Annotated in this window: 12 protein-coding genes and 1 pseudogene; 4 read left to right on the top strand and 9 right to left on the bottom strand. The window is 61.1% G+C overall.

What is annotated here, in order from left to right; all coding sequences use genetic code 11:
- Positions 1-46: 46 nt before the first annotated feature.
- The 6 genes from AC4IHP_RS12900 to AC4IHP_RS12875 form a co-directional block, all read right to left on the bottom strand.
- Positions 47-310, bottom strand: coding sequence for a hypothetical protein (locus tag AC4IHP_RS12900; RefSeq protein WP_016772808.1), 264 nt, complete (start codon positions 308-310; stop codon positions 47-49).
- Positions 311-681: 371 nt separating this feature from the next.
- Positions 682-1,845 (bottom strand): gamma-butyrobetaine dioxygenase, encoded by a 1,164-nt coding sequence (locus AC4IHP_RS12895; RefSeq protein WP_490831845.1) that lies wholly within the window; start codon positions 1,843-1,845, stop codon positions 682-684.
- A 24-nt stretch (positions 1,846-1,869) separates the two neighbouring features.
- The gene (locus AC4IHP_RS12890) at positions 1,870-2,346 is read right to left on the bottom strand and encodes a thioesterase family protein (RefSeq protein WP_490831844.1); all 477 of its coding nucleotides are present in this window, start codon (positions 2,344-2,346) and stop codon (positions 1,870-1,872) included.
- A gap of 124 nt (positions 2,347-2,470) precedes the next feature.
- On the bottom strand, positions 2,471-3,436 hold the full coding sequence (locus tag AC4IHP_RS12885; protein WP_490831843.1) for an L-carnitine dehydrogenase: 966 nt from the start codon (positions 3,434-3,436) through the stop codon (positions 2,471-2,473).
- A 132-nt stretch (positions 3,437-3,568) separates the two neighbouring features.
- Positions 3,569-4,456 carry a 3-dehydrocarnitine:acetyl-CoA trimethylamine transferase CdhC gene (cdhC, locus tag AC4IHP_RS12880; protein ID WP_460121971.1) on the bottom strand — a complete coding sequence of 296 codons (888 nt, stop codon included), beginning with the start codon at positions 4,454-4,456 and terminating at the stop codon, positions 3,569-3,571.
- A gap of 106 nt (positions 4,457-4,562) precedes the next feature.
- The gene (locus tag AC4IHP_RS12875) at positions 4,563-5,507 is read right to left on the bottom strand and encodes a choline ABC transporter substrate-binding protein (RefSeq protein ID WP_490831842.1); all 945 of its coding nucleotides are present in this window, start codon (positions 5,505-5,507) and stop codon (positions 4,563-4,565) included.
- 191 nt (positions 5,508-5,698) lie between these two features.
- On the opposite strand from AC4IHP_RS12875, the gene AC4IHP_RS12870 reads away from it, so the two are divergent.
- Positions 5,699-6,643: a GlxA family transcriptional regulator gene (locus AC4IHP_RS12870; protein ID WP_460121969.1), complete on the top strand. Its 945-nt coding sequence runs from the start codon at positions 5,699-5,701 to the stop codon at positions 6,641-6,643.
- Positions 6,644-6,779: 136 nt separating this feature from the next.
- Here the strand turns inward: AC4IHP_RS12870 and AC4IHP_RS12865 are convergent, their stop codons facing one another.
- The 3 genes and pseudogenes from AC4IHP_RS12865 to AC4IHP_RS12855 form a co-directional block, all read right to left on the bottom strand.
- Positions 6,780-7,196, bottom strand: a complete 417-nt coding sequence (locus AC4IHP_RS12865) for a DUF3010 family protein (protein ID WP_016772815.1) — start codon at positions 7,194-7,196, stop codon at positions 6,780-6,782.
- A 28-nt stretch (positions 7,197-7,224) separates the two neighbouring features.
- Positions 7,225-7,452: pseudogene (locus AC4IHP_RS12860) on the bottom strand (helix-turn-helix domain-containing protein); the annotation flags it as partial.
- A gap of 10 nt (positions 7,453-7,462) precedes the next feature.
- Positions 7,463-7,864, bottom strand: coding sequence for a lysozyme inhibitor LprI family protein (locus tag AC4IHP_RS12855; RefSeq protein WP_490831841.1), 402 nt, complete (start codon positions 7,862-7,864; stop codon positions 7,463-7,465).
- Between the two features lie 231 nt (positions 7,865-8,095).
- Between AC4IHP_RS12855 and AC4IHP_RS12850 the strand changes: the two genes are divergently transcribed.
- The 3 genes from AC4IHP_RS12850 to dgcA all read left to right on the top strand — a co-directional run bounded on the left by AC4IHP_RS12850 (position 8,096) and on the right by dgcA (position 11,758).
- On the top strand, positions 8,096-9,073 hold the full coding sequence (locus AC4IHP_RS12850) for a dipeptidase (RefSeq protein ID WP_007962626.1): 978 nt from the start codon (positions 8,096-8,098) through the stop codon (positions 9,071-9,073).
- 78 nt (positions 9,074-9,151) lie between these two features.
- Complete coding sequence (locus AC4IHP_RS12845; protein WP_039757633.1) at positions 9,152-9,682, top strand: 4-vinyl reductase; 531 nt, start codon at positions 9,152-9,154, stop codon at positions 9,680-9,682.
- 15 nt (positions 9,683-9,697) lie between these two features.
- Positions 9,698-11,758, top strand: coding sequence for a dimethylglycine demethylation protein DgcA (gene dgcA, locus AC4IHP_RS12840; RefSeq protein WP_064365321.1), 2,061 nt, complete (start codon positions 9,698-9,700; stop codon positions 11,756-11,758).
- The last annotated feature ends 33 nt before the right edge of the window (positions 11,759-11,791 follow it).

The following is an 11,791-nucleotide window of genomic DNA, read 5'->3' as shown; positions in this document are numbered from 1 at the left end:
GTTCCCCTGTAGGAGCTGCCGAAGGCTGCGATTTTTTGATCTTTTCTCAGGCGCTGTGGGACTGCTGATAATCCGAGAGGGCGGGCAACAATTGCTTGTCGATCGCCTGACGCACCGCAGGCTGAATGCTGGCGCCGCTGGTGTACATGTCCTTGACCATCTTGCGCAGTTCGAATGCGCGAACATTATCCAGGCCACGTACCGCGCACTCGCAGGCCTGCTCGGCGGTGGTGCCGCTCGGTACCTGAATACCCAAGGCCTTGAGCTGGCCCAACAGATCTTCCTGGTCAATCAAATCGGCGTACATCATTACGCAAATCCTTCTGTGGCAACGGAGGTCTTGGCTCGATTCTGGTGGCCCCGACCGGACGCGGCAAGGGCGTTTTGTCGCAGTGGCCGGGACGACTATGAACAGGTCGTTTTCGGCTAACCGACTGGATTGGCGACTAGGCACACTGGCCCCAGCTCGCTTCACGAAGGTTTGGTCACCCTCGCCTGGCAGCTCCTCAACAGTACCCTCCTCAGCTCCGATCCTGTCACGGCTTGATCGGAGTTTTTTTTGCCTGTGAATCAGTCAGAGATTTGTTGTTCCCGCTGACGCTTTCGCGAGCAGGCTCGCTCCCACTTTGGAATGCGTACCCCTGTGGGAGCGAGCCTGCTCGCGAAGAACGATGACGCGGTTCAACGTTGCAACACCAGAATCCGCGACAACAACTCATCCCGGTCGACATAGCAGCCCTGAAAATGCCGCGCCCCGGTGGCTGGGTCAAAGGCGTTGCGCGCATGCAGCGTGCGGCGGTTGTCAAAGCACCACAACTCGCCCGGCTTGAGCCGCTGCATCAGCCGAAACCGCGGTTCGCGGGTCATCGCAATAAAGCGTCGATAGGCTCGATACAGCAACGGCATCTGCGCCTGCGACGTATCGAACGCCCCGCGCAGGAAGTTGGCCATGCGAATCTCCGCCACCCGGCCCAGCGCATCCACAGCGATGATCGGCGCCAGGCAGCGATAGTCGCTGTGCCGGTCCTTGTTGCGAAATTCCACGGGGATTTCACACAGGGCCTCAAACAGCTGCGGCTCCTCCTGACGCAAGGCGTCGGCGATCGCAAAACCATCGACGAAAATGCTCTCGCCACCCTCGGCATCATTCACCAGGCAATGCAGAAATTGCAGCCCCGGTTGCAGCTCGCGAGTCGGCAAATCCGTGTGCAATGGCAGGTTGAAGGCGGTGTATGCGTTGCTGTCGGCGTCGGCTTTGGATTGCACATTGAACAGCACGCCGAAATTGCTTTCGCGGATGAAGGAAATCCGCTGCGCGATGAGCTTCAGCGAACCCGGCTCGGTGGGCACGCCACGCACTTGGGTCAGGCCGACGTCACGCACGGCGAGCAACCATTGCAGCAGCGCAGCGTTGTCGTTCATCAGCGCTGTGTACTCGAACACCGGCAATTGCAGATCGCTGTGCCACAAACGGGGCTGCGGTTTGCCGGCCAGGCGTTCGGCGCGGGATTGATCGTCATAGGCGTGAGCGCGCAACCAGCCCGGGTCGAAGCGGCTGAGGTGACCGTCCTGCCAGTCGATGCGCAGGCAGCCATCGGTGTCGACGCGCGTGGCCAGCGGTTGCAAATCCTCGGCGGCATCGACGCTCTCGAAAACCTGCTCGCGAGTGACGCTGTAGACACATTGATCACATGGGCAATTGTCGCGCAGCCATACGTGGTGAAACGGGCTGACACGACCGTCAGCCCATTCGATGACAACGCGATCCGCCAGACCCTGCACGCCACGCAGCGCGCTGATCAACGGATAAGTACGAAAATCGGCGACAGCGACGGCGGTGTTCATGGCGGCTCCTTGGCGGTGGCGGATTTACCGGGCGGGTGGCAGCGCAATCACGCGGCCAATGTAAGCGGGGGCGGGCAGGTCGGTTTGATCCGCGACGATGGCTTGCAGGCGATGCAACGTATCGGGGCTGAACGGCGCCGCGCGCGGGCCAACGAGGTCAACGTGCAGAAGCATCTGTTCGTTGCCGGCCAGCGCTTGCTCGTCGCCGACCTTGTGCAGGCTGTGGTAGAGGTGCAGGCGCTTGCTGTCGTGGCCGATGATTTGCGTGCGTACTTCGACCTCGGTGTCGAGCTTCACTTCGTGCAGATAATTGAGGTGAAGCTCGAGGGTGAACAGCGAATGGCCGCTGGCTTCGCGGTTGCTGCTGTCCATGCCGAGGCGGTCCATCAGCGCGTCGGTGGCGTAGCTGAAGATCAGCAGGTAGAAGGCATCGCGCAGGTGGCCGTTGTAGTCGACCCAGTCGGGGATGATGGTGGTCTGGTAGGTGGTGAGGTGGGGCATGGTCTCGGTTCCAACATTGATGACTGGACTGCCGTCTTCGCGAGCAGGCTCGCTCCCACATTAAAATGCGTTTACCTGTGGGAGCGAGCCTGCTCGCGAAGGGGCCGGAAGAGCTCTGCAAGGTCTATTCGCTGAAACTCATTCCATGCTTTTCCTTGGTGGTTTTCACAGCCTCGAGCACCGCCAGCAAGCAATCATCACGATAGCGCTCCAGCGCCGAAATGCTGTGCCGACCGAGCTGATCAGTGGTGCCATCGACCACATCATCAATCAACTTGTCGGTCAGCTCCGGCGCTGGCAGATACGTCCACGGCAACTGCAACGCCGGGCCAAATTGCGACATGAAGTGGCGCATGCCGGCATCGCCGCCGGCGAGGGTGTAGGTCAGGAACGTGCCCATGAACGACCAGCGCAAACCGGCGCCAAAGCGAATCGCATCGTCGATTTCGCCGGTTGTCGCGACACCGTCATTGACCAGGTGCAGCGCCTCGCGCCACAGCGCTTCGAGCAGGCGATCAGCAATGAAACCCGGCACTTCCTTGCGCACATGCAACGGGCGCATGCCGAGCGATTGGTAGACTTGCATCGCCGCTTGCACCGCCTCCGGCGCGGTGTTTTTGCCGCCGACCACTTCCACCAGCGGCAGCAGGTAAACCGGGTTGAACGGGTGTCCGACCACGCAGCGTTCAGGGTGCGTCGAGCTCTCGTAGAATTCGCTCGGCAACAGTCCCGACGTGCTCGAACCGATCAGCGCATTGGGCTTGGCCGCTGCGCTGATTTTGCTGTGCAGATCGAGTTTCAGCTCCAGACGTTCCGGGGCGCTTTCCTGAATGAAGTCGGCATCGCGCACGCACTCCTCGATGGTGGCGACAAAGCGCAGGCGATCCTGCGCAGCGCCCGGCGCCAGACCGTTTTTCTCCAGCGCGCCCCACGCATTGGCCACACGTTGGCGCAACGCCGCTTCAGCGCCGGGCGCCGGGTCCCAGGCCACTACATCGAGGCCATGGGCGAGGGCGCGGGCGACCCAGCCACTGCCGATGACACCGCTGCCCAGAGCGGCGAAGGTTTTGATTTCGGTGATAAAGCGCATGGTGATGTCCTGAAGAGTTCGAAGAGCCCTGTAGGAGCTGCCGAAGGCTGCGATCTTTTGATCTTGCTTTAAAAAATCAAAGTCAAAAGATCGCAGCCTTCGGCAGCTCCTACAGGTGAAATGGGTGATGGATCAGTCGCGCTGGGTCAGGCCCATTTTCTTGCGGCCTTCTGCCGGTGTGAGCACGCGCGCACCGAGGCGGCTGAGGATTTCCGTGGCGCGTTCAACCAATTGGCCGTTGGTCGCCAGCACACCTTTGTCCAGCCACAGGTTGTCCTCCAGCCCGACCCGCACGTTGCCGCCGAGCAGCACCGCTTGCGCCGCCATCGGCATCTGCATGCGGCCAATGCCGAATCCGGCCCACACCGCGTCTCCGGGCAGGTTGTCGACCATGGCTTTCATGGTGGTGGTGTCGGCCGGTGCGCCCCACGGGATGCCCAGGCACAGCTGGAACAGCGGGTTGTCGAGCAAGCCTTCCTTGATCATCTGCTTGGCGAACCACAGATGCCCGGTGTCGAAAATTTCCAGCTCGGCCTTCACCCCCAGCTCGGTGATGCGCTTGGCGCCGGCGCGCAGTTGCGCCGGGGTGGAGACGTAAATGGTGTCGCCGTCGCCGAAGTTCAGCGTGCCGCAATCGAGGGTGCAGATTTCCGGCAGCAGTTCTTCAACATGGGCGAGACGGGTCAGCGGGCCGACCAGATCGGTGTTCGGGCCGAACTCCATCGGCTTCTCGCCAGCGCCGATTTCCAGATCGCCGCCCATCCCGGCGGTGAGGTTGACGATGATGTCGACGTCCGCCTCGCGGATGCGCTCCATCACTTCGCGGTACAGCGCCACGTCACGGCTGAACTTGCCGGTCTGCGGATCACGGACATGGCAGTGCACGACGGTGGCGCCGGCCTTGGCGGCTTCCACCGCTGCAGCGGCAATCTGTTTCGGAGTGACCGGCACGTGTGGGCTCTTGGCGGTCGTGTCGCCAGCACCGGTGAGTGCGCAGGTGATGATGACGTCGTGGTTCATGATCCGTTTCCTTCAGGCGTGATGGGTCTGTCCGCAGCCCGTGGCGGGGCTGCGAAGCGTGGTTCAGTTGCCTCTCCCATCTGGGAGAGGGGGGTTCAATAAAAGGTTATTTGCTGGTCAGCTGGAGGTTTTCAGCAGCCGGTTTGCCATCGAAAGTCGTCACACCTTCAAGCCAGCGCTGTTTGTCTTCAGGGTGGTCCTTGAGCCATTGCTTGGCCGATTCGAAGGCATCTTTATGATCGAGCAGCGGCTGCATCATCCGGCTCTCGGCTTCGGCGGTGAACGTCAGGTTGGCCAGCAGGCGGCCGATGTTCGGGCATTGCTCGGCGTACTTCGGTGACGTGACCGTCCACACCGTGGCCATGCCTTCGTTCGGGCCGAGGGCGTCTTCGCTGCCGGTCAGATAGGTCATCTGAATGTTGACGTTCATCGGGTGCGGCGCCCAACCGAAGAACACTACGGCTTCCTTGCGGCGCACGGCGCGATCGACGGCGGCGAGCATGCCGGCCTCGCTCGATTCGACCAGCTGGAATTTGCCCAGACCAAACTGGTTCTTGGCGATCATCGCCTTGATCTGCGTGTTGGCGCCGGAGCCTGGCTCGATGCCGTAGATCTTGCCGCCCAGTTCCTTCTCGAACTTGGCGATGTCGGCGAAGGTTTTCAGCCCCTTGTCAGCCAGATAGGTCGGCACGGCGAGGGTGGCACGGGCGTCTTTCAGGCTAGGTGCTTCGAGCACTTTCACCTGATTGGCCTCGACGAACGGCGTGATGGTCTGGGTCATCAGCGGGTTCCAGTAGCCGAGGAACAGGTCCAGGCGCTGATCGCGAATCCCGGCGAAGATGATCTGCTGCGAGGCGCTGGTCTGTTTGGTGCTGTAGCCGAGGCCGTCAAGCAGGACCTGGGTCATGGCACTGGTGGCGATCACGTCAGTCCAGTTGACCACGCCCATGCGTACGTTCTTGCAGGAGGCGGGTTCGGCCGCCATTACGCCGGTGCTGAAAAAAGCGGTACCGCTGAGTGCAAGAACGCAGCTGCTGATCAGTCGTTTCATGTCGGGTTCCTCGGCAGTTCGATTATTGTGGTTCCCGGCATCTGCGCGCCGGTGAGGCCAAGTTACGCAGCTATGCGCCCGTGAAAGCGCACTGCGGCGACTGGCATTTGCACTGTAGCGACCTGCATGCTTGAACGCCGCCGATAATCGGCGTATGAACGAGCCACGCGACCCGCCAACCGAGTGCGCCCATGTCCCAGGATTTCTACTTTTTGCTGATGCCGGGGTTCTCCGCCATCGGCTTTATTTCCGCGATCGAACCGTTGCGCGTGGCCAACCGCTTTCGCGGCGAGTTGTACCGCTGGCATGTGCTCAGCGCCGATGGCGGCGCGGTACTGGCGAGCAACGGCATGTCGGTCAACGCCGATGCGGCGCTGGAGCCGCTGAAGAAAGGCGCGACCTTGCTGGTGGTGGCCGGCTTCGAACCGCTGAAGTTCGTCACGCCGACGCTGGAGCACTGGTTGCGCAGGCTGGACAAGGACGGCGTGACCCTCGGCGCCATCGACACCGGCAGCTTCGTCCTCGCTGAAGCGGGCCTGCTCGATGGCCATCGCCTGACCCTGCACTGGGAGGCGATCGATGCGTTCAAGGAGTCTTATCCACAGCTCAGCGTGACCCAGGAGCTGTTCGAGATTGATCGGCGGCGGATCACCTCGGCGGGAGGAACGGCCTCGATTGATCTGATGCTCGACCTGATCGCCCAGGCCCACGGCCCGCAACTGGCGATTCAGGTCAGCGAGCAGTTTGTGCTGGGGCGCATTCGCCCGCGCAAGGATCACCAGCGCATGGAAGTCGCCACGCGTTACGGCATCAGCAATAAGAAACTGGTACAGGTGATCGGCGAGATGGAGCAGCACAGCGAGCCGCCGCTGACCACGCTGCAACTGGCGGAATCGATCAAGGTGACCCGGCGGCAGCTGGAGCGTTTGTTCCGGCTGCACCTGAACGATACGCCGAGCAACTTCTATCTGCGCCTGAGACTGGAAAAGGCCCGGCAGCTGCTGCGCCAGACCGATATGAGCGTGCTTGAAGTGAGCATCGCCTGCGGCTTTGAATCGCCGTCGTACTTCACCCGCAGCTATCGCGCGCGTTTCGCCCGCTGCCCGCGCGAAGACCGCCGTACCGCCAACGCCTGAATGGATGTACCCAAAACCAATGTGGGAGCGAGCCTGCTCGCGAAGACGGCGTGTCAGTCAATACAGGATTGACTGATCCACCGCTTTCGCGAGCAGGCTCGCTCCCACATTGGATCTTCATTGTCTGGAAAAACGCTTACTTCTTCACCAACGCCGAACACGCCGCTTTGTACGCCTCATGCTGATATTTGTTCAACGTCCCCGGCAGTTCAAAGTTGTGCTTCTTGGCCTGCGCGTTGATCGTCTGCGGCGACAGCAGCGTCACCTCACAACCATCAAGCAGTTGAAACACGCCCTCGATCTTGAACGTCGTCGGCCCACCGGCAAACTCGCCCTTTTTGCTGCGCTTCTTGATCGCGATCCGGTCCACCGAGTTTTCCCGCACAAACGACGCCACCTGCGCCGCGAACCGCCGCACGTTCGCCGCCTCGTCATCGTCATCCAGAGCAATCTTCTTCGTAGCGAGAGGGACGTGGCTCAACGTCGAACCGTCGAGCGCCGCCACGGCGATGATCGCTTCGCTGCCTTTGATTTCAATGCCGCAGATGTTCATGGGAATTCCTTGGAATAAAGAGGGCAGCTTACAGCTCAAGCTGACTGGCTGTGATGCCGAACGCGGCGGCGATTTTCTCGCGGGTGGCCTTGCGAGGTTTGGCGACTGTTTCCTGCTGGGCAAACGCCGGTTGCGAGATGCCCATGCGCTTCGCCACTTCTTCCTGAGTCAGGTTGAGATGTTCGCGCCAGGCGCGGATCGGTGTTGCGCCGTCAACCATTTGGCTGACCACTTCATGAGGAATCATTGATTTATCCTTTGTATGTTTATTCTTGCCCGATCGACTCCAAAAACTCCGACCGTTCATCACTCATCCGCGCCACGCAATCGTTCTGCGCAATGGTGAAGGCCTTGCTCCCCGCCGTGGCCGGGAACGCTTCCACCGCGCAATCCGCATCCCGCGTCTTCAGCCACTGCTGCTGGGCGGTTTTCAGTTTGGCGATGATGTCGGCCAGTTGCGTCGGGTTCTTGCCGTAAGCGGTCTGCATGCGTTCGTTGAGGCTGGCGTAGTTGTCTTTGAGCAGGTCTTCGGCGGTGCTACGGCTGTAGGCGGAGCATTCCAGGGTCTGGATGTCGTTTTCCACCGCATCGCACGGGTTGTTCTCGGATTCTTCGGCGGCGTGGGCGCCGGTCGCAATCAGTGCCAGGGCGAGGAAGATCGATTTCATTGGGGTCGCTCTAATCCGTGGGTAGGTGCAGGCTGCGGCAGATTCTGGCGCAAGCACGCGGGCTTGAACAGCCAGCCGAGGAGGGCGGCCGACGACCCTTTGTCGCGGATTGACGCTTTCGGCAATTCCCCTGTCGTTTTTGCACCCGGTCGCCCCGGCACCGAGGCATATGCTGGCCCCAAAGCGCCGGCAGACGATTCGGCGCATGAATCGCCAATAAGGGGACGCCTGATGAGCCCAGCCGAATTACACGCCGACAGCATCGTTATCGACGGTCTGATCATTGCCAAATGGAACCGCGAGCTGTTCGAAGACATGCGCAAGGGCGGTCTGACGGCAGCCAACTGCACTGTGTCGGTGTGGGAAGGCTTTCAGGCGACCGTGAACAACATTGCTGCCAGCCAGAAACTGATCCGCGAAAACAGCGACCTGGTGATGCCGGTGCGCACTACCGCCGACATCCGTCGCGCCAAGGAGCAGGGCAAGACCGGTATTCTCTTCGGCTTCCAGAATGCCCACGCTTTCGAAGACCAGATCGGCTACGTCGAGGTGTTCAAGCAGCTCGGCGTCGGTATCGTGCAGATGTGCTACAACACCCAGAACCTGGTCGGCACCGGTTGCTACGAGCGTGATGGCGGCCTGTCGGGTTTTGGTCGCGAAATCGTCGCCGAGATGAACCGCGTGGGCGTCATGTGCGACCTGTCCCACGTCGGTTCCAAGACCTCCGAAGAAGTCATCCTCGAATCGAAAAAACCGGTCTGCTACTCGCACTGCTTGCCGTCGGGCCTCAAAGAGCACCCGCGCAACAAGTCCGACGCAGAACTGAAGTTCATTGCCGACCACGGCGGTTTTGTCGGCGTGACCATGTTCGCGCCGTTCCTCGCCAAGGGCATCGATTCGACCATCGACGATTACGCCGAAGCCATCGAATACACCATGAACATCGTCGGCGAAGACGCCATCGGTATCGGCACCGATTTCACTCAGGGCCACGGCCAGGACTTCTTCGAATACCTGACCCACGATAAGGGCTACGCCCGCCGCCTGACCAGCTTCGGCAAGATCATCAACCCGCTGGGCATCCGCACCGTCGGCGAATTCCCCAACCTCACCGAAACCCTGCTCAAGCGCGGCCATTCCGAGCGTGTGGTGCGCAAGATCATGGGCGAGAACTGGGTCAACGTCTTGAAAGATGTCTGGGGCGAATAAGCCGCCGCACTTCTGAATCCTTTCCCCCGGCCATCCGCGTCGGGGGCAACACACAAAATTTTCTGGAGTTAAGTTTCCATGGCCAAGATCGCCCCGCAATTGCCAATCGAAGTCGACAGCGAGACCGGTGTCTGGACCTCCGACGCCCTGCCAATGCTCTATGTGCCGCGCCACTTTTTCGTCAACAACCACATGGGCATCGAGGAAGTGCTCGGCGCTGAAGCCTATGCCGAGATCCTCTACAAGGCCGGCTACAAATCCGCCTGGCACTGGTGTGAAAAAGAAGCCGAATGCCACGGCCTGGAAGGCGTCGCGGTGTTCGAACACTACATGAAGCGCCTGTCGCAGCGTGGCTGGGGCCTGTTCAAGATCCAGGACATCGACCTCGACAAGGGCACCGCCAGCGTCAAGCTCGAGCACTCGGCGTTTGTCTACGTCTACGGCAAGGTCGGACGCAAGGTCGATTACATGTTCACCGGCTGGTTCGCCGGGGCCATGGACCAGATTCTCGAAGCCCGTGGCAGCAAGATCCGTACTGTGGCCGAACAAGTCTACGGAGGCTCCGAAGAGGGCCACGATGACGGCTTGTTTATCGTCAAGCCGTTGTAAGCCGAGGACCGTGCCATGGCTTTCGAAGCAATGTTCCAGCCGATCCAGATCGGCAAACTGACCATCCGCAACCGCGTGCTCAGCACCGCGCACGCCGAGGTCTACGCGACTGACGGTGGCATGACCACCGACCGCTACGTCAAATACTACGAGGAGAAAGCCAAGGGCGGTATCGGCCTGGCGATCTGTGGCGGTTCGTCCGTCGTGGCGATCGACAGCCCGCAGGAATGGTGGAGTTCGGTCAATCTGTCCACCGACCGGATCATTCCGCACTTCCAGAATCTGGCTGACGCGATGCACAAGCATGGCGCCAAGATCATGATCCAGATTACCCACATGGGCCGTCGTTCGCGCTGGGACGGTTTCAACTGGCCGACGCTGATGTCGCCGTCGGGCATCCGTGAACCGGTGCACCGCGCCACCTGCAAGACCATCGAGCCGGAAGAGATCTGGCGGGTGATCGGAAACTACGCCCAGGCTGCGCGCCGGGCCAAGGCCGGTGGCCTCGACGGCGTCGAACTGTCGGCCGTGCACCAGCACATGATCGACCAGTTCTGGAGTCCGCGCGTAAACAAGCGCACCGATGAATGGGGCGGCAGCTTCGAAGGGCGGATGAAGTTCGGTCTTGAAGTCCTGAAAGCCGTGCGTGCCGAGGTCGGTGACGATTTCTGCGTGGGCATGCGCCTGTGCGGTGACGAGTTCCACCCGGACGGCTTGTCCCACGAGGACATGAAGCAGATCGCCAAGTATTACGACGACACCGGCATGCTCGATTTCATCGGCGTGGTCGGCTCGGGTTGCGACACCCACAACACCCTGGCCAACGTGATTCCGAACATGAGTTATCCACCGGAGCCGTTCCTGCATCTGGCTGCCGGGATCAAGGAAGTGGTCAAGGTGCCGGTGCTGCACGCGCAGAACATCAAGGACCCGAACCAGGCCACGCGCATCCTTGAAGGCGGTTACGTCGACATGGTCGGCATGACCCGCGCGCACATCGCTGACCCGCACCTGATCGCCAAGATCAAGATGGGCCAGATCGACCAGATCAAGCAGTGCGTAGGTGCCAACTATTGCATCGACCGCCAGTATCAGGGCCTGGACGTGCTGTGCATCCAGAACGCCGCGACCTCCCGTGAATACATGGGCGTGCCGCACATCATCGAGAAATCCACCGGGCCGAAACGCAAAGTGGTGATCGTCGGTGCCGGCCCGGCCGGGATGGAAGCGGCACGCGTGGCTGCCGAGCGTGGCCACGACGTCACGCTTTTCGAGAAGAAGGAATTCATCGGTGGGCAAATCACCACCGCATCGAAAGCACCGCAACGTGACCAGATCGCCGGCATCACCCGCTGGTTCCAGCTGGAACTGGCGCGGTTGAAAGTCGATCTGCGCCTGGGTACGGCGGCGGATGCCGACACCATCATGGACCTGCGTCCGGATGTCGTGGTGCTGGCGGTCGGCGGTCATCCGTACCTTGAGCAGAACGAACACTGGGGCGCGGCCGAAGGGCTGGTGGTCAGCAGTTGGGACGTGCTCGACGGCAAGGTTGCGCCGGGCAAGAACGTGCTGGTCTACGACACCATTTGCGAGTTCACCGGGATGTCGGTCGCCGACTTCCTCGCCGACAAGGGCAGCCAGGTCGAGATCGTCACCGACGACATCAAACCGGGCGTGGCCATCGGCGGTACGTCGTTCCCGACCTACTACCGCAGCATGTACCCGAAAGAAGTGATCATGACCGGCGACATGATGCTGGAGAAGGTCTACCGCGAGGGCGACAAGCTGATTGCGGTGCTGGAGAACGAATACACCGGTGCGAAAGAGGAGCGGGTGGTCGATCAGGTGGTCGTCGAAAACGGCGTGCGCCCGGACGAGGAAATCTACTACGCCCTCAAGGATGGCTCGCGCAACAAGGGCCAGATCGACGTCGAAGCACTGTTCGCGATTCAGCCGCAACCTTCGCTGAGCGAGGCGGGCGACGGCTACTTGCTGTTCCGCATCGGCGACTGCGTGGCGCAGCGTAATACACACGCCGCGATCTACGACGCACTGCGGTTGTGCAAGGATTTCTGACGGCTTGCACCAAACCCTGTGGGAGCGAGCCTG

The sequence above is a fragment of the Pseudomonas sp. UF-293 genome (genome assembly GCF_058245595.1).
This window is presented reverse-complemented; position numbering and strand designations above follow the sequence as displayed.